Source organism: Mangrovibacterium diazotrophicum (genome assembly GCF_003610535.1).
Classification (GTDB): domain Bacteria; phylum Bacteroidota; class Bacteroidia; order Bacteroidales; family Prolixibacteraceae; genus Mangrovibacterium; species Mangrovibacterium diazotrophicum.
On record NZ_RAPN01000001.1, the window covers coordinates 3,586,755 to 3,613,127 of the forward strand.

Below are 26,373 nucleotides of genomic sequence, written 5' to 3' on the forward strand. Positions count from 1 at the left end.
ACCACAATTTTTAAACGGGAATCAGTCTCTATTATAGCAAAATTATGTGAGCGCGCAGGTTTCTTAACAAAGATTAACGCCTTAGTTTTTCAGGTAAGCAGCCTTGTAAAGCTTTAGATAATCCTGCAAGTCGCTGTCAGTGTTAAGTAACTCGAAATTGTTTTTCGATATAATAAAATTGCGGTATTCCAATTCTCCTAGTGGTCCGTAAACTTGTTGGTCGCGGACCAAACCTTTCAGATAATCCATCGCGGTATTCTTGCCGCCAAAGTCGGAAACACGAATTAATAGCTGTGAATCTCCAAAATTGCGGGATTCGATTTTCAGCTTGCCGCCTGGATCAGCCAGGGTGTTGTGATTCTCGATGGCATCGAGTAGTTTTTCTTGGTCGACTCCTTTCTTCGGTAGCAGTAATACAAAGCTGTGGTTGCCTTTGGTGTCCGAGCTGAATTTGCCATTGTAAACGGGTTCTTCCGATGTTTCAACAACGGTTTCCACTCGTGAAGAAGGCGGTTGTGCAGTGCTTTCAGCCTGAGCCGTCGCATATTGACCACTGATATAGTATTCGCGATAGAAATCCATGTAGTCGTTCACCGACTGGCCCTTCATCACTTTGTCCAGGTTTTCATCGGTAATAATGAAATTGCGGTAACTGCGTTCGCCAAGATCGTCGAACAGGCTGCGGTTTACGATCACCCTGCGGAAATAGCTCATGGCCAGGGCGGCCGAACTAAGCGGGCTCACTACAATTAGTTGGTATTCGCCAAACGCTTTTGCCTGGACTTTCAGCTTTTGATCTGCAAATTCGTCGCGGTTGAACGCTGAGAACTGACCGATCATATTACGGGAATTGAACTTCGCATCCTTCACCGCAATTACAAAGTTGTGCGGTGCGTCCGGTTTTCGGCTGAACAGTTCTTCCCGAGCATCCGGTTTAACCAGTACGAAACTTCCGCGTTCCTCCAGGTTCAGATCCTCTTCCATAGCTTTGCTCATCAGTTCTTCCGGTTCTGGCAGTTCGTCTTCGGGGAAGTCTCCACCAATAAAACGGCTGTAATTTTTCAGGAAGAATTTGAGGTAATCAGCTGTGTTGTGGTCAGCCTTCAATTCCCGGTAGTTGTATGTTGAAGTCACAAAGTTGACATACTCCACGCCTTTCAGTTGCTCGTAAACATCGCGTCGTCGAATGATGGAACGGAAGTAAATCAGGGCTTGTTCTTTGTTTTGAAGCGAACGAACCGTCAGTAAGGTCGTATTAGCGTTCAGGAATTCCGTTTCAATATCGAAATCGGTCTTCATGTAGTGGTCGATGTTGTAGTTGGCGATGTCGAATTTCAGGCGGTTAATATCGACGTCTGCTGACCTGTCGAAAGCGATTACGAAGTAGTGAATCAGCTCCTCGTCATACGAGAACTTGCCATTAAACTCATCCTGCACGGATTTGTCTTCGGCCAGCAATTCGTCATTGACAATTTCATTATTCAAATAGCCCGAAGCCACCAGTTTCTGATAGTCAACCAGCGTACTGTCCTGAATTAACTTGCGAATCCGTTCGGCAACAGGCTTAACCGGCGATTTCGGGTAACTTGTCAGATATTGATCCAGCAGTTGACCGAATCGGTTGAAATCGGAACTCTCTCCTTGTCCAATGGTTTCAATGAACGCTATCTTTGGAACAAGCATGCTATCAGGAGCCATGGTTTTTACCTGGCTGGCTACTTGCCCCGCTTGCGTATATTGCCCCGCTTGGTAAAGGTTGAAGGCTTGCTGATACAGTCGGTTAATGCTGTCGTTGTGAGCCTCCAGCTCAATGAAGTAATTCGGGTTAACCAAGTATTGCGCGTATTTGCTACTTGGATAGCCGGCGATGATCAGGTTTTTATAATAGTCGGCTTTGCTTCGGTTGCCCATTTTTCCGTACAAATCCCAAAGTTCAAAATAGGTCGTTAATTGGTAAATGTTGTCGTCGTAGCGATTGAGCAGCTCTTCGTATTCGTCAATCGCCATCGGGTAGTTTTGGTAGTCTTGTTTGAAAATTCGCCCGGCATTAAATAGTGCGTCTCTAATGCGAATATTTGACGCACGCATCGCTTCTTCGGTCAGCGGTAGATCCTGGAGGTAATAGTCTCGGTTCATTTTGTCGCTGACACGCGGTGCAGCCGCTACCATCTGAGTACTGTCCGGTGCTTCTTCTGCCAGCTCATCAGCAGGAAGATCCGATACAATGCTTTTGTTCTTGCGTCGCCAGTTATCCTCCAGTTTACGTTTTCCCCACTCGCGTTCAAACTCGGCTTTCCCCAGGGTAACAGTCGACGGATTGTAGAAATACCATCCGGAACTTTGGCTTTGGCTAAGTCCCAGACGGGACTGGTTCATCCGGTTGAAACTCTGGTCCATTTTTTCCTGGTTCTCCAGCTGTTTGCGTCTCAGCTCGGCATCGCGCTCTTCTTTAATCCATTCCGCAATTTTTGCGTTCCGGTCGCCTTCGCTCATCAGCGCGAGGGTTTGCAAGCTATCTTCCCGTTCAACCATCAAGAGGTTGTCGGTTAGCATGGTCAAACTTTTGTGTCGTTCTGCTATGAGCTTGTAATCCGGATAGGTTTCGTCGATCACAAACATGGCGCTATCGTAATATGCGCGGCTGTCGCGGTAGTTCTGCTCGTTGAAGTAAATGTCAGCCAGTGTCAGGCACGAAAGCGCCCGCTGGTAATCGTTGGAAACGCTTGTGGCAGCTGATTTCCGATAATTGCCGACCGCTGCATCCATATCGCCGTTTCTGCTGTCAATTTTAGCCAAGGCAAAATAGATTTGGTCGCGGAACTCGACGTTTTTTTCGTCGCGCAACATTTTATGCAGAAGCTTGCTTACTTTTTCTAAATCTTCATCCTCTGTAAATACACCCGCAGCATTGATCCGGGCATTGAAAGCCATGATGTACGAAGGGTTTAACTTGGCAACTTTCATAAACTTTTCAATAGCCATGGCATTGTTGCCTGTTTCTTTGTAAAGTTGCGCAAGTATGTAATTATAACGGGCTTTTTCGCGTTTTTTCAGGGGTTCATTCAGTGCACTTGTTAACGCAGGGATGGCTTCTTCGTATTCTTTTTGCTTCAAATGAAAATCAGCTACTGCCAACGAGAAATCCTGATCCAGTTTCTGAGGAAAGTCCATGCTTCCGTCAATCTCCTTGATGACTTCCATTGCTTCCGAGTAGCGTTCCTGTTCGGAATAACAACGGATCAACCAAATCAGCGCTTCGTAGTGTGAAGGTTGATCGCCGTACTTGCGGATCACATAATTGAAGTTTTCCATGGCCTGCGGGAACTTCTTTTGGTAGAAGTAAGCCTTCCCCATCAGGATATAGCTGTCGTCGACCCACACATTGTACTCGTCTTTGCTTGCCAGGTTTTTATAGGCGGCAGTTCGGTTTTTACGACGTTTGGGCTTCTTGGTAATGGAATGAATTTTAATCAGTTTTGAAGCTTTTAGAATGGCATTGTCCATCTCGGCCGAAGCAATACGCTCGGTTCCTCCCATGCTCGATTTGTAAACCGGCAGTATTTGGGTGAAATCGTCGTCAACCGACTGGTCAATGCGTTCCAATCCGGCAAATAAACTTTCTTTTCCGTTGAAGTAAATGTTGTAGCGGGAAGTGACATTGTGATAAGCACGCGTAACTGCCGTATTCTTCTCGGTAGAACAGCCCCCTGCAAGCAGGAAAAGCGTAAAAAGCAAAAGAAGTTTATTTGAGAAATTGTTCTTCAATCCGGATTGTTTTAGCACTTTAGGATAAACTGAATATTGCTGATATTATTGCTTTTGGCTAGCTAAAAACCGGATGAATTCTCCCGTTGTTTTCCCTTTTTTCACCCGCAGTTTTGTACGCCGCAACAATTATACAAAAATAGGAGGAAAGAGAAGAGGGTGGAAGCCTTTGATTATTGAGATTGCCTTACAGGATTCGAACTTCCTGTTGCTGTTGTTCTCCTTCTTGAATCCGTTTTAGGTGGCAAAACAGCAGCTCGCCCGTTTGTTCATCGCGAAGGTGCATCCCGTTTCCCTGGCAGTCGGCAAAGAATTCGCAGTCGGCGCAAATGCCTGTTTTAGCCCAGCTGCGGTCGCGGTAAAGTTGGTAGCGGTTTAACCAAACTTCCTTGAAACTATCCTGATAAATATTTCCCTGAATGAAGTTCGCCCGAAGGTTTGGGCAGGCAGAGATGGAGCCATCAACAAGGACTGAAGCAATATTTACGCCGGCACGGCAAAAGAAAAAATTGTCGCGAACCTTGGTTTCGTAATCGCCCAGGAATCCTTCGCAGCCATAGTTGAGTTTGATGAGACCTTCTTTTCGAACCCGTTCAATAAAGTCGAATAACGCTTTGAATTGAGTGGGTTCTAACTGGAGCTCTTCGTGCTGTTTGGCGCGACCAATCGGGAAGATGGTGAAGATCCGCCATTCCGTAATGCCCAGTTCGACCAGGAATTCGTAGAACTGTTTTAATTCGCCGAAATTCTTCTGATTCACACAGGTCACCACATCGTAGCGCAGATCCTTCTGTTGCCGGATTTGTTTCAGAGCTTCAACGGCATTTCTGAAACTTCTTGGGTTGCCGCGCAGCCAGTTGTGAGATTCTTCCAGACCATCGAGGCTGATCGTGACAGACCGGAGCCCAGATTGCATCAGCGTGCTCATCATCGTTGCATTCATTCCCAGACCATTCGAGACCACGCCCCAGGGAAAACCACGCCGGTAAAGTGCCAGTCCAATTTCTGAAATGTCCTTTCGGAGGATGGCTTCACCGCCTGTTAACACGATCATGGTATCGTTTGGCGAAAGTAAAGGTGTAATGTCGTCAAGCGCAGCCAGAAAATCCGCTCTCGGCATGTCCGGAATAGCTACATCTTTTTGACAATCACTTCCGCAATGCAGGCAGTTTAAATTGCAGCGTAAAGTGCACTCCCAAAAAATGTAGTTGAGCTTGTGGAGCTGCTGTTCGTTTGCCCGGTGTTTGCGGTGTAACTTCAGCGCTAACCTTTTGCGAAAGGTGATTTTCGAAACACTCATTCTTTGTCTTTCAGATCAACATTCAGTGTTTTACTTGTCTCGCCTTCATACCATTCTCCTGAGCCGTTTTTGAATTCAGGGTCTACAAATTCCACTGTTGTTTCTTCGGTTTGGTATTCGCCGTTGACTGTTCCGTCAATGTCTTCAAATTTAATCAGGAAATCCTGGTCTGTCGGGAAAGTTGTGACGTTAACCTCGTAATTTCCGTTTTCATCGGTTAGCACGGTATCGCCTTGCATCGTTACCTGTATGTTGGGGATAGCAGTTTCATCTTGTTCCGATTTTACCTGCCCATTCACAATAAATTTCGCGCTTGGAGAGCCATATTCAACTTGCCCTCCGCCTCCGTCACAGCTGCTTAATCCGGCTGCGGTGCTGAATCCCAGAATAGACATCATAATTCTCAGTAAGCGGTTCCAGTTGATGAGAAATCCTGTTTTTAGTTTTTTCATGAGTTTGGTTTTTTAGAGAGATGGTGTCAGGTCGAAAAAGTTGCGTATTTTTTTGAATATTTTGAAGAAGAATTCGAATAGCAAGTTACGGAAGAGTGCTATGCGAATCAATCTGAAACGATAATTTAGTTAAATTCTAAACAAGCTTATTTTTTAGACGCAGAAAGGGGTGCTAGTTTCGAACTGTTTAAACGAAAAACTCCCGTAACGACCTGAACGGCAGTTATGGGAGTTTCGATATCTTCGGATAGTTAGCTTTACTTCCGGCTAACCTTTACTTTTTTCGTTGGGTCTTGTTCTGCGTTGCGACGTTCGGTTTCGCGAATAGTATTGGCGGCCAATTCCAGGAAAGCGCGTCCCATCGGCGACGTTTCGTCACTAGCCACGGGAGTGCCTTCGTCACCACCTTCGCGGATTCCCTGAACGATCGGGATTTGTCCCAGCAACGGAATATTCAGAGCTTCGGCCAGGTCTTTACCACCGTCCTTGCCAAAGATGTAATATTTGTTGTCCGGCAACTCTTCCGGGGTAAACCAGGCCATGTTTTCAACCAAGCCCAAAACAGGCACGTCAACCGATTTGCTGCGGAACATGTTCACGCCTTTAATAACGTCGGCCAGTGCTACGTCCTGTGGCGTGGTAACGATGATCGCTCCCGTTACAGGAACGGTCTGTACCAACGTCAGGTGAATGTCCGAAGTTCCCGGAGGAAGGTCGATCAGCAGGTAATCGAGTTCATCCCAAAAACCGTCTTTGATGAGTTGCTTCAAGGCGTTGGAAGCCATTGGACCACGCCAAACCAGCGCATCGTCCTGCGAAACGAAAAAGCCGATCGACAGCATTTTTACGCCAAAAGCTTCAACGGGGTGAATCATTTCTTTGCCGTCAACAACCAAGCCGGATGGACGCTCCTGTTCAACCCCAAACATTTTCGGGATCGATGGGCCGTAGATGTCGGCATCAATCAGACCGACACTGGCTCCGGTTTTGGCCAGTGCAACCGCGAGGTTCACCGAAACCGTTGATTTACCAACACCACCTTTACCAGACGAAACGGCAATAATGTTTTTCACTTTAGGCAGAATCGGGCGTTCCATTTGATGGATAGCCTTAGCAGTGATGTTGCCCTTCACTTCGATGTCGCTTCCCAATTCCTGCGTCAGAATAGCCTCGCAAGCTTTGATAACAACGGGGATATTTTGGTCGTCGGAACGCTGGAAGACCAGCGAGAACGTAATTTTTTTACCGGCGATACGGATTTCCTGAACCATATCCATGCTCACGATATCTTCTTTTGAGCCCGGATAGAACACCTTGCGCAAGGTGTCGGTTACATTTTTCGGAACAATTATTTTGCGTGCTTCACTCATGACAGTTTGCAGTATAAAAAGTTTACAGTTTCATTTATTCAGGGTTTCACTTGGAGTGAAGCCCTGAATACGTAGTGGGCTATTCAATCTCCAGCTCTTTTACCGGATCCCAGAACACCGTTTCGAAGTTAAGAATTTGGTTGTCTTGAACCTGAATTCCCTCGTTTGCCAGCAATTCTTCCATAGCAGACGGACCATCGAAATGGTGCTTCCCAGTCAGTAATCCTTTTGAATTGACAACCCGGTGTGCCGGTACATAAACTGACTGTGAACCGGCTTTGTTCATGGCCCAGCCAACCATTCGCGCCGACTGACCAGTGCCGAGGTAACGGGCAATGGCGCCGTAGCTTGTTACCCGCCCCGGAGGAATCAATCGGGCAACCTGGTAAACCATGTCGAAAAAGTCGCTCATGCGAAGTGCTGGTTTGTTTTTTGCCATTGAGGGCTTCACTTCGAGTGAAACCCTCAATAAATATCTATTCCCGTGCCGACCGGCCGAAGCTGCGGTACGGATCTTTTTCAATTTCAACGTCTGGCTCGCGCAACTGTTCGTTGTGGTTCAGTTTAAAAGCCAGGTATTTGATGTCGATTCCGCGTTCGCGCCATTGTTTTTCGTAAAAGGTTTGAATGGAAAGAACATCATCGAGCAGCTCGGACTGGTAAAGATTATCGGTGTTCGCTACGATTTCGAAACCGTTTTCTTTGACCATTTCCAGCGTATATTGGTATTGAAAATTACTATCTGTTTTCAGGTGGATGATTCCGCCCGGAGCCAAAATCCGGCGATAGATTTCCATAAAATTGGTGGCCGTCAGCCGGCGGCGGGTGCTTTTCATTTGCGGATCGGGGAAAGTGATCCAGATTTCCTGCACTTCGCCTTCCGCAAAAAACTTATCAATGATTTCGATGCTGGTGCGCAGGAACCCGACATTGGTAATACCCTGTTCAACGGCCAACTTGGCGCCCTTCCACATCCGGGCTCCTTTAATGTCGACACCAATAAAGTTTTTTAGCGGATTAAATTTGGCCTGCGACACGGAATACTCGCCTTTGCCACAGCCCAACTCGAGCGTTAACGGCTGGTTGCTTTTGAAAAATTCAGTATTCCACTTTCCTTTCAGCTCGTGATCGGCCTGACCGGGGTGCTGCATGGGCGACTGCACCACATTGGTGAACGTCTCCATTTCAGCGAATTTTTTCAATTTATTTTTTCCCACTTCTGCAATTTTCTGATTGTCGGATTTTTTGATCTTCGGCCTGTAGCCGATAAAGCCAACTGATCTTTTAATTTCGTTTTTCGATGCGGATGCCCACATCTTTTATTCCTTTCAGTAGTTGAGATCTCATGCCTTGCTGGATCGAAAACTCGTAGGTGCCCGAAACCGGGAAGAAAACATTTTCCTTGTATTCAAACTGGTTGTCGAACAAATCGCCAATGCCGTTGCCGGTCCATTTCCCGGAAGGATCGGCCAACTGGAACTCAACGGTATCGGTCAGCAAACTTCCGTCGGGCGACTTGATGTTGACAAAAAGCCAAACGTTGCTGTACTCGTAATCGCCGCTGTTGCGGAGGTTGATGTACAAGTTGTGGTTGCCCGAAGCATTCTCAAGATCGACCGAAAATGTAACCAGCGAGTCTTTGTTCCAGCCCGAAGCCTGGATTGAATGATAGGCCTCGAACTCCTTTTGCGGGTCGCACGAGAAAAGGACGACAAGAGATATGCAGGCGATGAACCAGAATTTTAACTTCATGAAATAATCCGTAAAATTTTAGTTTGACGATTGTGGTGCTTGGTTGCCTTTGGGGCGTCGGTTAGACGGTCGTCGGCTACCCTGTTGCTTGTTGCCGGGGCGTTTCTTTTTCCGGTTCTTTTTCGGCTGGTCGAAACGCGTCAGGCTATCCTGGGCAAGTACATCCTCGAATTCCTTCGGTTTTGTGTTGGCACGCGTTCCTTCAGAGTCCTTCAATAATTTCTCCGGTTTGCGTCCTTTCTTGTTCATTAAAATGATTTCCTTCACGCGATCCACCGGAACGGCTTGCGGGCCGGTCATGTTTTGTCCATCACCAATGTAATACATGATCCGGTTGAAGATATCCGTTTTGAAGAAATTATATTGCCCGGCCTGAGTATCCAGCGAAATGTTGTTCGGCGGGAAATCTTTTTGCGCGTCAATGTACGAATCCACCTCATAGTTAAGGCAGCATTTCAGCTTACCGCACTGGCCTGCCAGCTTTTGCGGGTTCAGCGAAATTTCCTGGAAACGCGCCGAGTTGGTTGTTACCGAAACGAAATTGCTCATCCAGGTGGCGCAGCACAATTCGCGTCCACAAGGACCAATACCGCCAATGCGGCCAGCTTCCTGTCTAGCGCCAATCTGCTTCATCTCGATACGGATGCGGAAGTTTTCAGCCAAAACCTTAATCAGCTGGCGAAAATCGACACGGCCTTCAGCGATGTAATAGAAAATCGCTTTGGTCTTGTCGCCCTGGTATTCCACGTCTCCGATTTTCATGTCCAGCTTCAGGTCAGCGGCAAGTTGTCGCGAGCGGATCATGGTTTGGTGTTCCATCGAAATAGCTTCTTTCCACTTATCGATGTCGGCCTGTTTGGCTTTGCGGTAAACCTTGCGGAAATCGCCGTTCACAAGCTTCACCTTGTGTTTGCGAACCTGGTGTTTTACTAACTCTCCAGTCAGACTGACTACGCCAATGTCGTGGCCGGGATTGCCTTCAACGGCAACTAAGTCGCCAATTTTCAGTTTCAGGTTATTGCTGTTTCTGAAATATTCTTTGCGGGTATTTTTAAATCGAACCTCGACAATATTGTCAGCGGTAGCCATGTGTACCACGTCGCTCAGCCAGTCGTGTACTTCCAGCTTCGAACAGGTACCGGCAGATCCCTTGCAACATCCGCGGTTGATTGTATAATTATCTTCCATAGTTGATTTATTAGCTCTGAACACCTTAGCCGGAAAGACGGCTTTTGGGAACAGGCTTCAAAAATAATCATAATTGCCGACAAAAAAAGGTGCAATTGATTGGGTTTGCGTTTTATTCAGCATGATACTTGTCAAGCTGACGCGGGGGCGGAACTATTTACGGATCAACTTCACAATTCGCAATGCCATGTCGGTAAAAATGATGCGCGGATTACCGTTCATGGTGATGTGCAGGATTGTTTTCTCCAGCTCTTCGGTGATGGGCATGATGTTGCGTTCGTTGATGAACGGTGAGAACCGTGCAGAAAATGCCTGTTCTTCTTCATCCATGTACACCAGTTTGGGATTCTTCAGGTTGTAGACGAAGTTTTCGCGAATCTGGGCGAGTGCATATTGAAGGAAGCTCTTTTGGCGTTCGCGACCAATTTCGGCTAGCTCGGCCACCCAGGCAAAAAGGTCGATGAACTTGCGTCCGTAAGTGAGCCGCATCAGCTCCTTGAACTTTTCGAGGTTGTAGCGATCTTGGTTTTCGGGGTTGAGCAGTTGCAAAGCTCGTCGGTAGTTACCGCGGCTGAGGTGGGCTATCTGCTCAGTATTTTTGCCCGATGATTCCGGAAGCTCATTCAACGCAGCTACCAATTCAGTTTCGTCGATCGCCGGAACTTTGGTGAGCTGGCAGCGCGAGCGGATGGTGGTAATCAGCTGTTCTTCGCTCTCCGAAACCAGCAGGAAAAGGGTCTTGGATGGTGGTTCTTCGATCATCTTCAGCAGCTTGTTCGAGCAGGCCTGGTTCATCTTTTCAGGCATCCAGATGATCATCACTTTGTACTCCGATTCATAAGATTTCAGGCTCAGCTTACGGATAATTTCATCACTTTCCTGCGAGTAAATCATCCCCTGTGCATTGTCGGTGCCGATGAAATTGAACCAGTCCTCAAGGCTGAAGTAAGTTCCGTTCAGTACCATTTTTCGCCACTCTTCAATGTAGTCGGTACTTACCGGATCTTTGAATTTTGGCGACTTCACAACCGGGTAAACGAAGTGCAAATCGGGGTGCGCCAGGCGCGCAAATTTTTTGCACGAAGGACAAGTGCCGCACGAATCGTCAGCCAGTTTGTTGGTACACGACACGTATTGGGCGTACGCTAAAGCCAATGCCAGATTACCGGAACCTTCGGGGCCGGCAAATAGCTGCGCATGGCTGATCCGGGATTCGTTGATTGTCTGAATGAAACGATCCTTGATGGCTTTCTGTCCAATAATGTCGCGAAAAAACATAGGCTGATTTTAGAGTGCAAGCAAAAATAAGAAAATAAAATAAGGCAAAAAGAGGAAGTCAAAAGGTAAAAAGAAGAAGTCAATGGATTAAAGTGAAAAGGCTGGCATTTTATTCTTTGTTGTTTAAGCCGTCAGCCCTGTCGGTGTTTAGCGAATAAGGGTGTCAGGTTCTTCCAGCCAATTGATGAATTCCTGGAAAACTTCATCCCAGTGGAATTTGCTCGGATCTGGATTTCCCAAAGAATCCAGTTCCATGAAGTTATGCTCGAGTCCGGAATAGGGGACAACCTTGAAATTATTTTTATGGTTTTGGATAAAATCAATAGGTAGTAAGTCGCAGTATTCTGCTGCAACATCTTCAGTGCCGTAGGCGACGTAAATCGGAATCTTTATTTCGAGTAAGTCACTAATCAGGGGTTCTGAGAAACTTGTGATAGAGCTTGTTTTGGCCAGTTCGGGATCAGTGTTCAGTTGCTTCCATTTTATATAGATCTCATTAATCTTTGCTTGAGCATCAGAAGGCGTTAACTGTCCTTGCCGTTGCATCAGGCGGATTCGCCGGATATTTTGGGTGACTCGTCCAAGTGGATCTCCGGAGAAAAGTCCAAGCGCTGCGATATGCTTGTTTGTTTTTGCAATTTTTGTTGCAACACGTGCCCCTTGCGAATGCCCAATAACGATAATCGAATCCTTTTCAACCCATTTTTGATTGATTAGAAAGTTGACGACTTCGTTGCCTCGATCAACATATTTTGTCAGATAATCATCTTCCAAATAAGTCTTCGGAAAGGAATGCTGGTCTGCCGGGTTTGTAATAAAGGCGAACTGGTTGTTTAGATTGGCTTGCTTTGCAATAACCGGTATGTGTGGCATGCTGATAACAATGAGATTGTATCGATTGGCTAGCCTGGAATAGTCGAAGTTAATTGCTGGAAGGAAAAAGCTATTGTCAGCTGATTCGATAACCAAAGGAATTGGCAGAGAGCCTTGGCAAAAGACAATCGTAGGTTTTGGTGTTTTTACGTCTTTATTGATTTTGATAAAGTAGACTGTGTCATTGTCGTCCGGAACGCTGAAGGTCAAAGCGTCTAGATTTGCTAACTTTTCTTGGCATTTAACCCCCAATGTTAGAAAAATGATGGCGACGGTAATTGTAATACGACGAGAAAATATTCGTTTCATCTTGGTTGTTGGTTTGGATTTGGATATGTAAAGCTAAGAAATTCCGGTTTACAGATTCGGCTTCTAGTTGTGACTTCTTTTGCCCTTTGCCTTTTCACTTTTGCCTTCTCCTCCTTCATTACCTCAATCTTAAAAAATACCGATTTAAAACTGGCGTTACAAAGGGCAAACTTTTCTTTTTTGTATCTTTGGGGTCTTATCAAAAAGAACCTAAAAATAATCTATTATGCAGACTATTGAATCGTATGATTTCTCAGGAAAGAAGGCGCTGATCCGCGTAGACTTTAACGTTCCTTTGAATGACCAATTCGAGATTACTGATGATACCCGTATGGTGGCTGCCCTTCCTACTATTAAGAAAATTATAGCTGAAGGTGGTTCTCCAATTATCATGTCGCACTTTGGACGTCCGAAAAACGGACCGGAAGATAAATTTTCAATGAAACACCTGGTTGGTCACTTGGCTGACTTGTTAGGTGTTGAGGTGACTTTGGCTCCGGACTGTATCGGTGACGAAGTAAAAGCTTTGGCTGCTGCATTGAAACCGGGTGAAGTTTTGTTGTTGGAAAACCTGCGTTTCCACAAAGAAGAAGAAAAAGGTGACGAAGCTTTTGCCGGTAAATTGGCTGAGCTGGGTGACTGCTGGGTAAACGATGCTTTCGGTACAGCTCACCGTGCACACGCTTCTACTGCAGTAATTGCTAAATTCTTCCCGAACGACAAAATGTTCGGTTACCTGGTTGAAGATGAAGTTTCAAACCTGGATAAAGTTGTAGCTGCTCCGGTACGTCCGATGACTGCAATCATGGGTGGTGCGAAAGTTTCAACTAAAATCACAATCATCGAAAACATGTTGGGTACTGTTGATAACCTGATTATCGGTGGTGGTATGATTTTCACTTTCGTGAAAGCAATGGGTGGTAACATCGGTTCTTCATTGTGTGAAGACGAATACCTTGATTTGGCTAAAAAATTGATCACAACAGCAAAAGAAAAAGGCGTAAACCTGGTGATCGCTTCTGACTGTGTTGCTGCTGATAAATTCGCCGGCGACGCTAACACTGAAATCTGTCCTGCAGGCGGTATCAAAGACGGCTGGATGGGATTGGACGTAGGTCCTGATACAATCGCTACTTTCAAAGAAGTGATTGGCAAGTCAAAAACGATTCTTTGGAACGGTCCTGCCGGAGTATTCGAAATGGAAGCTTTCGCAGCTGGTACTAAAGCAATTGGTGACGCTGTTGTTGAAGCAACTAAAAACGGTGCATTCTCACTTGTTGGTGGTGGTGACTCAGTTGCTGCTGTTAACAAATTCGGTATTGCTGAAGGTGTTTCTTACATCTCAACTGCCGGTGGTGCCATGTTGGAAACTTTGGAAGGTAAAGTTCTTCCGGGTATCGCAGCTGTTCGCGGATAATTCGAACACACAATCCAAACCATATCGAAAGGCTCGGGCTATGGCTCGAGCCTTTTTCTGTTTCAGCAGTTGTGTTTTGTTTACTGATTTATTGTCAGTAACTTGTGAAGGATTAAGCCTGAATGCATTACCCAGTATTAACCTCAAATTTCTTCACAATGAAAAAACTTCCTTTCATTTTTTGTCTGTTTTTGATGTGGTCGTGTGCCACGAAGCAGGTTCCGGCACCTCAGTCGTACTCTATCGAACAGTTTTATCAGAATGTCCGCTTTGGAGGTGGAGCTTTTTCGAACGATGAAACTAAACTGTTGGTGAGTTGCGATGAAACCGGCATCTTCAATGTTTACGAAATTGATATTGCGTCTACCGAAAAAACGGCCGTGACACATTCCGGTGAGGAATCATTCTTTGCTGTTGATTACGTTCCCGGTTCGGGAGATATTCTTTACTCGGCCGATAAAGGAGGCAACGAAATTGACCACATTTACTTGCTAAGTTCTGATAGTATCACGACTGATCTGACGCCCGGCGAAAACGAAAAAGCGTCCTTCGGGGGTTGGAGTGATGATAAGAAATCGATGTATTACATCTCAAACAAACGCGATCCGAAGTTTTTCGATCTTTATAAAATGCCGATCGCTACTTGGGAAGCTGAGATGATTTATCAGAACGACGCCGGACTGGACGTTTCAGGAATCTCGAAGGATGAAAAAACATTAGTCCTCACCAAAGCAATTACGACCAGCGAAGACAAGATGTTTTTGTACGACCTGGCAACGAAGGAGATGAAGGAGATTACCGACGGAAATGGGAACTACGGTTCGTCGGGCTTTAGCGAGGATGGCCAGTACTTTTACTACATTACGAATGCGGCGAAAGAATTTGCTTATTTAGTGGAATACGAGATTAGTACCGGCGAAAAAAAGGTGCTATACGAAACCAACTGGGATGTCATGTACAGTTATTTGAGTGAAAACGGTAAATACCGCGTCATTGCAATTAACGAGGATGGTAAAAACAGCCTGAAAGTTATCGATAATGAAACCGATCAGGAAGTTGCTTTGCCGCAAATCCCGGACGGAGATGTGGTTGCCGTGAGCATTTCGGACAGTGAGAAACTGGCTCGCCTGACCATTGGTACGTCCAAAGCTCCCAACAATATTTACGTGTACAACTTCGAAAGCGGTGAACTGAAAAAGTTGACCAACAGTTTGAATTCGGAGATCAATTCTGACGATTTGGTGTCGGCGGAAGTTGTTCGTTTTAGTTCGTTCGATGGACTTGAAATCCCGGCGATCTACTACAAACCAATCGTGGCGAGTCCAGACAATAAAGTCCCGGCTTTGGTGTGGGTTCATGGAGGCCCGGGCGGACAAACGCGCGTTGGGTATTTTGCGTTGATCCAGTACCTGGTGAACCAGGGGTACGCAATTCTGGCGGTGAATAACCGCGGAAGCAGCGGCTATGGCAAGAGCTTTTACAAAATGGACGACCGGAACCATGGCGACAAGGACCTGAAAGATTGCATTGCCGGTAAAGATTGGCTGGCAGCGCAGGATTATATCGATGCCGACAAAATCGGAATTATTGGTGGAAGCTACGGTGGCTACATGACCATGGCTGCGATGACTTTTACCCCCGATGAGTTCAAGGTTGGGGTCGATATTTTTGGCGTGACCAACTGGCTGAGAACTTTAAAGTCAATCCCCCCTTATTGGGAAGCATTTCGCGAGGCACTCTACGAAGAATTGGGTGATCCATTCTCGGACGACTCGGTTCGTCTGTACAATATCTCACCGTTGTTCCACGCCGGTCAGGTGAAACATCCGGTGATGGTTTTGCAGGGCGCCAACGATCCACGCGTGTTGCAGGTCGAATCGGATGAGATTGTTGCTGCCATTCGGGGTAATAATGTACCGGTTGAGTATGTGATTTTCCCCGACGAAGGCCACGGCTTTGTGAAAAAGGAAAACGAGATCAAGGGCTACGGACAGATTAAGGATTTTCTGGATCACTATTTAAAAGGCATTCCGCCTGCAGCAGAATAGCAAAGTGAAGATTATACAGGAGGCTCGGGCATTGGCTCGGGCCTTTTTCAGTTTCAATAATTAGAATTTGACAGTTATTCTGAATCCCGGTTGGGGTTTTAAAGCGAGTCCTGTCAACTCTGAGTTGATAAATGGTTGCGGACTAAGATCGAAGCTAAGTTGATATGCTCGTCGCTTGTTTGCCCCCGCACTGATAAAGAAAGGGATACTGCTAAAAGTCGAAATCACTCCTCCAAGCATCAAAAAGCCGAAAATATCAGTGCTACTGTTTGACGGGCTATCCCACGATTCATTAAATGCTGCTGCACCTACAACAGTGGTAGTCAATCCGACCCCTAATAGAATCCATCCGGTTTTCTGTTGTCGGTGACTTATTTCACGATAAGTTTCTTGTTTCGCTTTATTTGCCGGACTAATCTGTTGTCCGAAGATGGGATAAAGCGTAAGCAAAACCAAAAGACAAGAGATTATTGACTTTTTCATAACTGGATGATTAATGGTTTTTTACGCTGGGTTCTACGAAAAGCGTTTTTCTAAGTTTATCATGAAAGCATGTGGTATAAAAGAAAATCAGCACACCGGAATCGGAGTGCTGATCATTATATTTCAACATTAAGTGTTTGTCTTCGTTAGTTCTTCTTCCCCAAAGGTGACGAATCTTGCACGGTAATAACTGCAGCTCGGTAACGCGCCAAGCGCTCTCGCCTTTTCTTCGTTAAGTAATTGCGTACTGGCTTGTCGTAGAATGTCATGACCAGCCATGCAAAAACTACCATGGCGATGGTTCCAATTCCGATGATCCAGGGAAGTTGTTCCTGGGGCGGATTTTGCGTGATATAATAGTTCCCGAACCACCAGATCCCAACATAGTGAGTCATATACAGCGGATAAGAAATATTGCCCATGAAGATGCAGGCTTTTTGAAGTGAACCAGACAAAACTGATCCGGCACCAAGAGATACCAATAGGGGGAAATAGAACAGGATGATGACGGACTCGACAATCCAGTTTTTTGAAATCCCGGATGTCATAAAGGCTGCAGCCAGCAAGATCGACAATAAAACAAATCCCAGTTTGTTTTTGATGATCCAACCTGAGCGGAAAATGAATAAGCCTGCCAGGAACGAATAACTCATACGGATTCCGCCATGCACAAAGGTGCTGCCATCCCAACCTCCCAAAAGAGCGCCGGCATGATAGCCCACCCACAGGATGCCCGCGGCTGCGGGAATCAGCAAGAACGCGATTACACGTTTGGAGAGGCGGACGAGGACCAGGGCGTAGATCATGTTTGCAACGTATTCCCAAAACAATGACCAGGCAGGTGCATTTAAACTGAAATTGTTGAATGCTCGCTCCTGCATAATTGGGAGTGGAATCAACAACAGTGAGCAAACAAAAATTAATGCCAGCATTGATCCGGAGTATGCTGCTGCGTGGTTGGCAAAAGGGTCAACAAAAAGTCCAATCAGCCCAAGCACGGCGCCTGCAATTACCAGCGGATGCAGCCGGATTAACCGTGACGTAAAAAATGAACGAAGCCCCATTTGTGTTAGTCGGGAGTCGTAAGCATAGGCAATCACGAAGCCGGAAAGGCAAAAGAAAAAATCCACGGCCAGAAATCCGTGTCCAATGAAGTTTTTCGAGAAATCCGGATAAACCCATTCCATATAATGGAAAACGACCACAGCCAAAGCGGCAATTCCTCTTAAACCATCCAGAACGTGAAAATGCTTTTTGCTTTGCAGTAAGGCTGCATCTGTGGAATAAGTCATAAATGTTTAAATTAACAGGGCTTTTATGAAGCGCGTAAAACTATACCAAAAAGTCTTTATATCCTAGGGACAAGCTTGTTCTTCCTTTTTGTTCGTTGACTTTAAAATGAAGTTGAGGAACCATTTTCAGGCTGGTGCAGATGGCAGAAATGTTTTCTGTTCAAATTTGACTAACTTGGAAACAAAAACCATGAACAGAACGGACAAAGCTTTGGCCTGCTTTGAGAATTTTAATTGTTGTCAGGCCGTGTTGACCGCTTTTAACAAAGAAATTGGTTTGACTGAAGCATACTGCCTGAAATTAGGAGCTGGCTTTGGTGGCGGAATGAATTGCGGAGAAACTTGCGGTGCAGTGACTGGTGCCTATATGGTGCTCGGATTAAGCAAAGCGTACGCGACTCCAACTCCCGAGTCGAAAATCAAAATGAAGGAAGATACCTTACACTTTAATCGCTTGTTTCGCGAGAAGCAGGGCAGCTTGCTTTGCAAAGAGTTGTTGGGTGTCAATGTGTCGCTGCCTGAAGGAAGAGCTTTTGCGCAGGAGAATTACTTATTCGAAACGCGCTGTCCTCACTTCATTGCAAGTGCCTGCCGAATTCTGGATCAGCTGCTGGATGCGCAAAAAAAAGGTGCTTAACGAATTTGTTCCATCAAGCACCTTCGAAGTTATTTACTGTTTGCGTTGAACTGAAATATTTCTTCAGCCGTTTGATTTTACGTGTTCCGTGGCCAGAAGTTGTGTTCGTCCCGAAAATAAAATTTTGCATGCTGCTTTCGGCGCTCAAAACTCTCATTAGTTGTACCAGATGAAATCGGTGTTACGATAGCGGCGCAGCGGTATCCGGTATTCAATCAGAAATTCGTGAGAAGGGTTGGATTTTAATTCAGAACCCAGGTTGAAGTCGTAAGTATAACCGATTCGAATGTTGCGGCTGATGTTTATACCGCAAAGCAAAGTAAGTTCATTGCTGGTTCGATAAGTTGCTCCCAGGTCAAACAGTTCGGTCGGACCTTTCACCAATCCGGTTGGTCGCTTAAAGCGTATTATTCCTGTTCCTTCCACAACGGTCAGGTTGCTTCGGTTTGAAAGCTGAATGCCGGCCGTCAGATTATAGGCTTCCTTTTCAGTATTCTTGTAATAGGCGTAGAAGTAGCGGTGGTTGCTAATCAGTAGTTCATCGTCGGATTTCCAAAGCGCAAAAAGGTGTGTTGTAGATGCTCCAACGATGAAATACTCCGCTTGTAGTTCGAATCCCAGGCTTGCATCGGGCGAGCTGTAACGTTCGGAAGTGTAGTCCAGCGCCGGATCGTCGATGATCACAGCTTCGTAAGCCGATGTATTGACACTTCGGGTGTAGACTCCCACTGCGAGCCCCAGGGAAAGAAAAAGATCGCGATCCAGTTTCAGTTGGTAAGCGTATTGCAGCGTGGGGTTGAGCGCAGTTGTCAATCCAATGTCGTCGCGAAGCATGCTTATTCCAAAAGCCGAATGGTATTCCTCGTAAAAGCCTGAGGCGTTGAGGTTGTAAATTTCCGGTGCGCCGTCAATGCCTGTCCATTGGTTCCGGTAGTTCGAGAAAAAGTAGATGAAACCGGCGCGTGCGATAGACGCCGGGTTGTAGTTGGCGCGATTGTACCAATGACTGGTCATTCCCAACTCGGTTTGTGCAAAAACCGATTGAATGGTCAAAAAGAGAAGTCCGACGGATAGGAGTAGAATTTTTTTCATAGTTGCCGGTTTTATTTGACCAAGGTTATAAAGCCCTTCTTGACGTGTTCTTCTTCGTTGGTATCGGTGTATCTGACGACGTAGAAGTAGGTGTCGGGATCGACCAGTTTTCCTTTGTAGTAGCCGTCCCAGCCAACATCACCGGAGTAGAGAACCAAGCCGTGCCTGTCGAATATTTCCTGCTCGAAGCCCGGCATGAAAGAGTCGTTTATTCCATCATTGTTCGGGGTGAAAACGTTGGGAATAAAGGGTGTTACTGCAACGCTGGAAGATCCGACAGTTGTGCAACCGTAGTCGTTCTCGACTGTAATTGTCACGTCAAACGTCGTCAATTCATTGGGAATGGAGTAGGTATACGTGTGGCTTGCTTGATCCACAAGATTGCCGTCGCCCATATCCCATTCAAATGAAATGGCATCCGATGAAACTGCATTGCAATCAACCGTGTTGTGGCGCACATCGATGGAATTTGTCGAAAGCGAAAAATCGAGATCCGGGTTTGGCACTCTGGAAATGGTGATACTTAATTCCTGTTTGCATCCGAAGTCGGAATAACCGGTGACAGTATAGGTTCCGCCCGATTGGGTTTGGATGGAACTTGTTGTTTCTCCGGTGTTCCACAAATACGAGCTTGCTGCATTGGCAACCAATGTAGACGAAGTTCCGGCACAAAACAAACTGTCGCCCGACAGCTTCAAGGTCCAGGTAGCGTCTGCGGAAGCAGTAAATTTGATCGTATCCGAAACGCATCCTTCGGAAGAATATCCCAACATCCAGTACGTTCCGCCGGGATCGCCAAGTTGGATCGACTCGGCCGTGCTTCCGGTACTCCATTCGTACCGGTAGGCGCCATACGCTTGCAAAGTTGTTGTTTCGCCGGGGCAATAAGTGGTGTCGCCCGTGAATCCAACCAAAGGAGGCGAAAATGATTCTACCGTTTGGGAAATGGTATCCGAGCACCCGGAAGGGGGATTGTAAATAATCAGCTGCACATCATGCAAGCCCGACGTTTCAAATTGATGTGTAAAGCTTTTCTCCGTTGAGGTATTACCTTCCCCTAAATCCCATAAATAGCTCAGGGAACCTGTGTTTGTTGTACTTGTGCTGGTAAAAGCAACTTCGTTTGTTGTGCAATCTTTCATCTCCCAATCGAAATCGGCATTCGGTTCGTACTTCGCCACAACCGACGAAAGCGTGATCTGGCAGCCGGTTTCCGATTTCATGACACAAAAATATTTGGCGCCTTCCTGCGGGTCGTCCAGTAGCAAATCCTGTTCGTTGCCAATTACAGTGGAGCTGTCGGTATCAAGCCATTGGTATGTTTCGAAACCTTCCGGGCCTTCCAGAATTGCGACGTTGTCGTTTGTGCAGTAATCAACCGTAATGTACAGCGGCAGGCAATCGGCTACAAAATAAGCGTATCCATAGTGGTAGCGCCCTTTGCAGTCGGCCGACATAAATTCAACGGCAATTTCCTGGCCGATATATTTCGTGAGATCTGCGCCAACAGTGGTCCAGTCACGCCACATCACCGGATCACTTGAACCGGAGGGCGTATACGATTGAAATCCATCGATACTGGCCGATGAATAAACATCGTAATTTGAGCAGTCCGGAATCTCATCATCGTTCGAGTCGTAAAGCGTCAGTTTGAAACGTGGCTCCTGCAGGGCGGTATGGTCGCTGGCATACTGCAAAACACAGGCAAATTTGAGCAGTAAAAAAGCATTGGTCGAGTCGACCGTCATGGTGTATCGCAAGCTTTGTTCCCAACACCGGGGGTTCGTGTCGGAACTCGTGATCTCGCAGCCCAGGCGTGCAGAATAGGTGTAACCGTCGGGAATCATCTTCAAGGCGTTGCCGGTGTTGGAATCGTAAGCCGACTGATTGGAAATAATCACATGCCGGCGTGAGGTTGGTAAACTAACCAGGGTTGGGGATGAGTTGACAGAGGTGACCTCAAGGCTTTCGCGCCAGGTGTAACCAACCCAGCCGTTGAAGTTGCCGCTTTCGAATCCCAGGTTCTGTTTGTTTTGAGACAGAGCGGTGAACGGTGTTCCAAAGAAAATAATAACAGAGCCTAAAAATGCGACGATCCTAGTGCTACACTGACTCATGGTTGGGTGTTTAGCAGGTGAATAATTTCAGCTGTTTGAATGCGCGCAGGTAGCGGAACCAAGCTAACCACGATCGGTCAGGTTGTCCAATGGCAAATCCCCTTTTTTAATGAAAGTCCCCGTTAATGCTCCTATTTTAGCAGGTTTGACTGTGTCTTCCTGCGGTTTTGAACAAAGCGAATCCGGTTTTCTCACAACACGTTGTGCAACATTCTTTTAAATTATTCCACAGCAGACTTTGTTTACCCTACTTTTTCTTTTTCAATGCTCCAATTTTAGCCCTGAGTTTAATCAGTCTCCAACAAAAAAACAGGCGCTGTATCTGCCGAAGCAAACGAGCGCCTGTTTAAAAACTTTATTGATTAGAACTATTCTTCGATCTCGTTTTTGCTACGCATGGAATCCTGAGGCAACATGCCCAGCAGTTTTTTTACCTGATAGTTGATACGAATCGTCAGCATGTACATCACCGGCGAAATGATCAGCGTCAGGAAGGTTGCAAAGGTCAACCCAAAGATAACCGTCCACGACATCGGTCCCCAGAAAGCGACTGTTTCACCACCAATCGAGAAATCGGGGTTGAAGTCGGTGTAAAGAGTGAAGAAGTCGAAATTGAGACCCACAGCCAGGGGAACCAATCCAAGTACCGTCGTAATTGCCGTCAGCAATACCGGGCGCAGACGCGTTTTGCCGGCTTGCACAATGCAATGGATCTCGTCGTGGATGCTCAGGAAAGCCTTTTCCGACAAGCCCAATTCTTCGCGGCGACGCTGGCGCAGCAAGTCGATGTAGTCGACCAGTACAATACCGTTGTTTACCACGATACCCGCCAGCGAGATGATACCGATACCGGTCATAATCACCACAAAGTCCATATGGAAAACTCCCAGCCCGAGGAATACTCCGATGGTGCTGAAGAGTACGGTCGTCATGATAATCAACGGGCGGATGAACGAGTTGAACTGGGTCACCAGGATCAGTGTGATGGACGCCAAAGCGATCAGCAGTGCCATCATCAGGAAGTTGCTGCTTTCTTCCTGCTCCTGTTGCTCACCGGTATAACTTATAGAATATCCCCGAGGTATTTCATAGTTTGAAAGTACCTGCCGGATGCGAGCGTTAATCTCGTTGGCATTAAAACCTTGCAACACGTTCGACGAAATCGTAATTGTCCGCTTGTTGTCGATTCGGTTAATTTTATCATAGGTCGAAGAGTATTCGAAAGAAGCTACTGCTGAGATCGGAATTTTGTTGCCGTCGTTTTGAATCACCTGGTTCATCAGGGTCGAAACATTATTCCGGTATTTTTCATCAAAGCGGATGAAAATATCGTATTCATCTTCGCCGTCCTTATAGTCGCCCACATCGTATCCGTAAAGCGCATAACGCAAGGCCAACGCAATTTCAGTCGTCGAAAGTTTGTACAAACGAGCTTTCTCACGGTCAATGCGAACTAACATTTCGGGTTGGTTGGTATTGATGTTGAGTTTCAACCCCTCGATACCGGGAATACGGTCAGCATCAATCCGGTTAATAACGTCGTCGGTAATGTGCAGAAGCTGGTCGAATTTATCGCCCGAAACTTCGATGCTAATCGGAGCTCCAACCGGTGGTCCGTCGTCTTCTTTTTCGACATAAATTTTTGCTCCGACAAAGCCTTTCAGGTCTTTTGCCAGCTGAGCCATGACATCGGTTGTACTAATGCCATCACGTAGTTTGAATTCCTCAAACGAAATGGAAATGAGCGATTTATTCGGAGCAGTCGAGTTTTCAAACATGTCTCCCTTCCCGTTACCCACGTTCGTTGTCACCGACTTCACAACGTGCATGTATGGTTTCAGGGTTTTATTCACGATCGTTTCCACGCGACGAGTCACTTCGTCGGTTTTGTCGATCGAACTTCCCAGTGGCAACTCGGAGGTCACATAAACCGTTTGCGGTTCAGTTGAAGGGAAGAAAACAACATGAGGGTTCGACGCAAAATAAAAACCGATTGACAGGAACATCAACAGGATAGTTCCGAAGAAATAGATCAAGGGTTTCTTGCCGGTCAAAGCAAATTTGAGTTGGTTCTCATAGAAGTTTTCCAGCCAAACCAGAAATTTATTCTGGAACCAGCGGGCGGTGCCTCGCAGTACAAAAATGTTGAGTAGAATAAGTAGCGCAACTGTTACAATGATGTTGCCCATCCAGAATATCTTCAACAGGTAGAATGGTAGCGACAGAGCAACAAGAATAGCTGCATTGCGCAGGCCTTTTTTCACATTGGCCTTGCGGTTGATGTCTTCGATTTTCATGAACCCGGCAATAAACGGCGGAGTCAGTACCAGCGCCACAAACAATGATGAGGCGAGTACGATGATCAGCGTTTGCGGCAAGATTTTCATGAACTCACCCATAATCCCTTTCCAGAAGATCAGCGGGAAGAAGGCCGCGAGTGTTGTCAGGGTTGACGAAATAATCGGGAAGGCAATTTCGCTGACCCCGCGTTTGGTTGCCGTAAGGGCAGAATAGCCGTGCGAGTGGAGCCGGTAAACGTTTTCGACCACCACAATGGAGTTATCCACCAACATCCCCAGCGCAAGTATCAAGCTGAAAAGCACCATGTTGTTCAGTGAAATTCCCATTTGCTGCAAAATGACAAACGACAGGAACATGGACATGGGGATGGACAAGCCCGAGAACAAGGCGTTGCGGAAACCAAGGAACAGGAACAGCACGAAAATTACGAGCAGCATTCCTAAGATGATACTGTTTTCGAGGTTCGCTATTTGGTTTCGGATGTAGTATGAATTATCGTCGGTAATACGGACATCGAGGTTTGAGGGGAGGTATCCGCTTTTTTGATGTTCCTCGATGAGGTTGCGTACTTTCTCGGTTGCCGATAAAATGTTCTGTCCGCTCTTCTTGGTAATCGACAGGGTGACTACCGGCTTTTCGTCAAGGCGCGAAATGGTTGATCTTTCCTTGTAGCCATCTACAACCGTAGCAATATCGCGAATGTAAACCGGTTTGCCACCATTCACTTTGATGATGGTATTGGCAATCTGATCCATGTTGGTGTAGTCGGCTTGCGTACGTATCACGCGGCGGGTCTCGTCGGATGTGAACTCGCCGGCACCCATTGTCACGTTTTCAACCTGTATGGCGGTTGCCACGTCCTGAAAGCTCATGCCGCTGGCTTCCAGTTTGTACGGGTCAACGTTGATTTGAATTTCACGTTCATCAACCCCCTTCAGAGTAGCTTCCGAGACTTCGTTCAGTCCTTCAAACTCATCCTGTAGCGTTTCTGCAAATTTACGCAGTTCGCGCAGGCTGAAGTCACCACTCAGGTTGACGTTCATAATCGGGAACTCCGAAAAGTCGAGGTCCTGCACCAGTGGATCTGCATCGAGGTCATCCGGAAGTTCCGAGTTGGCTTTGTCAACCCGGTCTTTTGTGTCCTGCAGAGCCTGTTTCACGTCGACATCGGTATTGAATTCGACGATGATAATACTGACATCCTGGTACGAGGCCGACGAAACTTTTTTAATCCCCTGCATGCCTTTCAGCTCTTTCTCAATGGGGCGCGTAATAAAGTTTTCAATATCCACCGGAGAGTTCCCGGGGTAGATGGTTTGCACAAAAATGTAGGGTACCACAATTTCGGGGAAAAGCTCGCGGGGCATTTGGTTGTACGAGAAAATCCCGAAAAACACCAACAGTGCAGTCAGAATATAAACAGTCGTTTTATTCTTAATCGCCAGGTATGTCGGTCTGAACTTCCTGGTTATGTGTTCACTGTTGTCAGCTTTATTTTCTTTATCCTTGGACATAAGTTGTTTCTTTAAATCGGTGAGCGTTGGAGCTGTTAGTAGGCAACGGGTGTACCATCGATTACCTGGTCGAAACCTTCAGAAATAATGGTCATGCCGGGCTCAATGCCTTCGGTTACTTCAGTCATATTGTTGTTCGAAACGCCTGATTTTATGTAGACTTTCTTCGCTTTTTTTACGTCGCCGGAAGCATCAACAATGAACGTGTATTCGCCCTTGAAATCATGCTTGATCAACAGCGAAGGAATAACAATGGCAGAATCAGCCACATAGTCGCGTATTTTCAGGATTGAAATCATATTTGGCTTGATCAGGTTATCCGGGTTGCTCAGGTCAACGCGAACACGGAAAGTCCGGTTATTCGGATCGATGTAATTTCCGATCTGCTCAATTCTCGATTTTGCCTGGCGACCGATGGCCGGAAAGTCGATAAACACTTCTTCGTTTTTATCTACTTTGGTCAGGTATGATTCGGCAACATCACCATAAATTTTGATCTTTTTAATGTTGACTACTTTGGCAAACGGAATTTGAGGACCTGCGATCTCGCCACGCTTCTGGAAGATCACATCCACAGTTCCGTCAACCGGAGCTTTCACTTCGGCCATTTCCTTTTGGGCTAACAGGCTTTCCAGACGGCTTTCCTGTGATTCCTTGCTGGTTTTCGCCTGCAGGTATTGCATTTCCGAACCAATCTTCTGGTCCCACAAGTTTTGCTGACGTTCGAACGTGGTATTTGCCAGGTCGAGGCTGATGCGGGCTTCAGCAATACTTTTGTCGAGCATGTCGGTGTTGAGGGTGGCCAAAGTGGTTCCTTTAGTCACGTACTGACCTTCGCTAACCAGAATGTCGGTAATAATTCCCGATCCTTCCGGGCTCACGTTCACTTCCTGGTCGGCTTCAACTTTACCGGTTACTTCAATAAAGTGTTCGAACAGCTGAGGCTGGGCTTCGGTCGTTTTAATGTTGACGTACTCAATATCGCTCATCTCATCAAGCTCGTCCTCCAATGCGGTAATTTTTTCTTCCAGCGCCTGAACTTCGCTTTTATATTGAGCCAGTTGTTTGCGTTTGGCTTCGGGGCTGTTATCGGGCGTTCCCGAGCAGGAAGCCATGAGCAGGCCGATGCCGGCAATAAACAGCAGGTTAATTTTTTTCATGATGTAAGGTGTATTTGTTTTCATG

Annotated in this window: 19 protein-coding genes; 3 read left to right on the forward strand and 16 right to left on the reverse strand. The window is 46.4% G+C overall.

Annotation, left to right across the window (positions count from 1 at the left end; genetic code table 11):
* Positions 1-81: 81 nt before the first annotated feature.
* The 10 genes from porW to BC643_RS14105 form a co-directional block, all read right to left on the reverse strand.
* Positions 82-3,765: a type IX secretion system periplasmic lipoprotein PorW/SprE gene (gene porW, locus BC643_RS14060; protein ID WP_120273684.1), complete on the reverse strand. Its 3,684-nt coding sequence runs from the start codon at positions 3,763-3,765 to the stop codon at positions 82-84.
* A 187-nt stretch (positions 3,766-3,952) separates the two neighbouring features.
* The gene (locus BC643_RS14065) at positions 3,953-5,065 is read right to left on the reverse strand and encodes a TIGR04133 family radical SAM/SPASM protein (protein WP_120273685.1); all 1,113 of its coding nucleotides are present in this window, start codon (positions 5,063-5,065) and stop codon (positions 3,953-3,955) included.
* Positions 5,062-5,517, reverse strand: a complete 456-nt coding sequence (locus BC643_RS14070) for a radical SAM-associated putative lipoprotein (RefSeq protein WP_120273686.1) — start codon at positions 5,515-5,517, stop codon at positions 5,062-5,064. Before BC643_RS14070 ends, BC643_RS14065 begins: the two co-directional genes overlap by 4 nt.
* 257 nt (positions 5,518-5,774) lie before the next feature.
* A complete protein-coding gene (locus BC643_RS14075) occupies positions 5,775-6,887 on the reverse strand; it encodes an Mrp/NBP35 family ATP-binding protein (RefSeq protein WP_120273687.1) in 1,113 nt (370 codons plus the stop codon).
* Positions 6,888-6,966: 79 nt separating this feature from the next.
* A complete protein-coding gene (locus BC643_RS14080; RefSeq protein ID WP_245994973.1) occupies positions 6,967-7,326 on the reverse strand; it encodes an MGMT family protein in 360 nt (119 codons plus the stop codon).
* Positions 7,327-7,363: 37 nt separating this feature from the next.
* The gene (trmB, locus tag BC643_RS14085) at positions 7,364-8,104 is read right to left on the reverse strand and encodes a tRNA (guanosine(46)-N7)-methyltransferase TrmB (RefSeq protein WP_120274297.1); all 741 of its coding nucleotides are present in this window, start codon (positions 8,102-8,104) and stop codon (positions 7,364-7,366) included.
* Positions 8,105-8,171: 67 nt separating this feature from the next.
* On the reverse strand, positions 8,172-8,639 hold the full coding sequence (locus tag BC643_RS14090) for a gliding motility lipoprotein GldH (protein ID WP_120273688.1): 468 nt from the start codon (positions 8,637-8,639) through the stop codon (positions 8,172-8,174).
* An 18-nt stretch (positions 8,640-8,657) separates the two neighbouring features.
* On the reverse strand, positions 8,658-9,827 hold the full coding sequence (locus BC643_RS14095; RefSeq protein ID WP_120273689.1) for a PSP1 domain-containing protein: 1,170 nt from the start codon (positions 9,825-9,827) through the stop codon (positions 8,658-8,660).
* A 153-nt stretch (positions 9,828-9,980) separates the two neighbouring features.
* Complete coding sequence (gene holB / locus BC643_RS14100; RefSeq protein WP_120273690.1) at positions 9,981-11,105, reverse strand: DNA polymerase III subunit delta'; 1,125 nt, start codon at positions 11,103-11,105, stop codon at positions 9,981-9,983.
* 147 nt (positions 11,106-11,252) lie between these two features.
* Complete coding sequence (locus BC643_RS14105) at positions 11,253-12,287, reverse strand: alpha/beta fold hydrolase (RefSeq protein WP_120273691.1); 1,035 nt, start codon at positions 12,285-12,287, stop codon at positions 11,253-11,255.
* A 226-nt stretch (positions 12,288-12,513) separates the two neighbouring features.
* Between BC643_RS14105 and BC643_RS14115 the strand changes: the two genes are divergently transcribed.
* Together BC643_RS14115 and BC643_RS14120 are read left to right on the forward strand one after the other, a co-directional pair.
* Positions 12,514-13,704: a phosphoglycerate kinase gene (locus BC643_RS14115; protein ID WP_120273693.1), complete on the forward strand. Its 1,191-nt coding sequence runs from the start codon at positions 12,514-12,516 to the stop codon at positions 13,702-13,704.
* 158 nt (positions 13,705-13,862) lie between these two features.
* Positions 13,863-15,752, forward strand: coding sequence for a S9 family peptidase (locus BC643_RS14120; protein ID WP_120273694.1), 1,890 nt, complete (start codon positions 13,863-13,865; stop codon positions 15,750-15,752).
* Positions 15,753-15,812: 60 nt separating this feature from the next.
* On the opposite strand, the gene BC643_RS14125 is transcribed toward BC643_RS14120, so the two are convergent.
* Together BC643_RS14125 and BC643_RS14130 are read right to left on the reverse strand one after the other, a co-directional pair.
* Positions 15,813-16,235 carry a hypothetical protein gene (locus BC643_RS14125; RefSeq protein ID WP_147377233.1) on the reverse strand — a complete coding sequence of 141 codons (423 nt, stop codon included), beginning with the start codon at positions 16,233-16,235 and terminating at the stop codon, positions 15,813-15,815.
* Positions 16,236-16,381: 146 nt separating this feature from the next.
* The gene (locus BC643_RS14130) at positions 16,382-17,527 is read right to left on the reverse strand and encodes an acyltransferase family protein (RefSeq protein ID WP_120273696.1); all 1,146 of its coding nucleotides are present in this window, start codon (positions 17,525-17,527) and stop codon (positions 16,382-16,384) included.
* 190 nt (positions 17,528-17,717) lie between these two features.
* Here BC643_RS14130 and BC643_RS14135 point away from each other — a divergent pair, with 190 nt between their 5' ends.
* Positions 17,718-18,164 carry a C-GCAxxG-C-C family protein gene (locus BC643_RS14135; RefSeq protein ID WP_170154561.1) on the forward strand — a complete coding sequence of 149 codons (447 nt, stop codon included), beginning with the start codon at positions 17,718-17,720 and terminating at the stop codon, positions 18,162-18,164.
* A gap of 156 nt (positions 18,165-18,320) precedes the next feature.
* On the opposite strand, the gene BC643_RS14140 is transcribed toward BC643_RS14135, so the two are convergent.
* From BC643_RS14140 to BC643_RS14155, 4 genes are all read right to left on the reverse strand, one after another.
* Positions 18,321-19,256 carry a PorP/SprF family type IX secretion system membrane protein gene (locus tag BC643_RS14140; protein WP_120273698.1) on the reverse strand — a complete coding sequence of 312 codons (936 nt, stop codon included), beginning with the start codon at positions 19,254-19,256 and terminating at the stop codon, positions 18,321-18,323.
* A gap of 11 nt (positions 19,257-19,267) precedes the next feature.
* Positions 19,268-21,373, reverse strand: a complete 2,106-nt coding sequence (locus BC643_RS14145) for a PKD domain-containing protein (RefSeq protein WP_120273699.1) — start codon at positions 21,371-21,373, stop codon at positions 19,268-19,270.
* Positions 21,374-21,741: 368 nt separating this feature from the next.
* Entirely contained in the window at positions 21,742-25,188 is a 3,447-nt protein-coding gene (locus BC643_RS14150) for an efflux RND transporter permease subunit (RefSeq protein WP_120273700.1), read from the reverse strand.
* Positions 25,189-25,223: 35 nt separating this feature from the next.
* On the reverse strand, positions 25,224-26,372 hold the full coding sequence (locus tag BC643_RS14155) for an efflux RND transporter periplasmic adaptor subunit (RefSeq protein WP_120273701.1): 1,149 nt from the start codon (positions 26,370-26,372) through the stop codon (positions 25,224-25,226).
* Position 26,373 lies beyond the last annotated feature (1 nt).

Excerpts from the sequence above, each read along its gene's own strand:
- BC643_RS14065 (WP_120273685.1), bottom strand. The coding sequence starts at position 5,065 with ATGAGTGTTTCGAAAATCACCTTTCGCAAAAGGTTAGCGCTGAAGTTA.
- BC643_RS14070 (WP_120273686.1), bottom strand. The coding sequence starts at position 5,517 with ATGAAAAAACTAAAAACAGGATTTCTCATCAACTGGAACCGCTTACTG.
- BC643_RS14075 (WP_120273687.1), bottom strand. The coding sequence starts at position 6,887 with ATGAGTGAAGCACGCAAAATAATTGTTCCGAAAAATGTAACCGACACC.
- BC643_RS14080 (WP_245994973.1), bottom strand. The coding sequence starts at position 7,326 with ATGGCAAAAAACAAACCAGCACTTCGCATGAGCGACTTTTTCGACATG.
- BC643_RS14090 (WP_120273688.1), bottom strand. The coding sequence starts at position 8,639 with ATGAAGTTAAAATTCTGGTTCATCGCCTGCATATCTCTTGTCGTCCTT.
- BC643_RS14095 (WP_120273689.1), bottom strand. The coding sequence starts at position 9,827 with ATGGAAGATAATTATACAATCAACCGCGGATGTTGCAAGGGATCTGCC.
- holB (WP_120273690.1), bottom strand. The coding sequence starts at position 11,105 with ATGTTTTTTCGCGACATTATTGGACAGAAAGCCATCAAGGATCGTTTC.
- BC643_RS14105 (WP_120273691.1), bottom strand. The coding sequence starts at position 12,287 with ATGAAACGAATATTTTCTCGTCGTATTACAATTACCGTCGCCATCATT.
- BC643_RS14115 (WP_120273693.1), top strand. The coding sequence starts at position 12,514 with ATGCAGACTATTGAATCGTATGATTTCTCAGGAAAGAAGGCGCTGATC.
- BC643_RS14120 (WP_120273694.1), top strand. The coding sequence starts at position 13,863 with ATGAAAAAACTTCCTTTCATTTTTTGTCTGTTTTTGATGTGGTCGTGT.
- BC643_RS14125 (WP_147377233.1), bottom strand. The coding sequence starts at position 16,235 with ATGAAAAAGTCAATAATCTCTTGTCTTTTGGTTTTGCTTACGCTTTAT.
- BC643_RS14130 (WP_120273696.1), bottom strand. The coding sequence starts at position 17,527 with ATGACTTATTCCACAGATGCAGCCTTACTGCAAAGCAAAAAGCATTTT.
- BC643_RS14135 (WP_170154561.1), top strand. The coding sequence starts at position 17,718 with ATGAACAGAACGGACAAAGCTTTGGCCTGCTTTGAGAATTTTAATTGT.
- BC643_RS14140 (WP_120273698.1), bottom strand. The coding sequence starts at position 19,256 with ATGAAAAAAATTCTACTCCTATCCGTCGGACTTCTCTTTTTGACCATT.
- BC643_RS14145 (WP_120273699.1), bottom strand. The coding sequence starts at position 21,373 with ATGAGTCAGTGTAGCACTAGGATCGTCGCATTTTTAGGCTCTGTTATT.
- BC643_RS14150 (WP_120273700.1), bottom strand. The coding sequence starts at position 25,188 with ATGTCCAAGGATAAAGAAAATAAAGCTGACAACAGTGAACACATAACC.
- BC643_RS14155 (WP_120273701.1), bottom strand. The coding sequence starts at position 26,372 with ATGAAAACAAATACACCTTACATCATGAAAAAAATTAACCTGCTGTTT.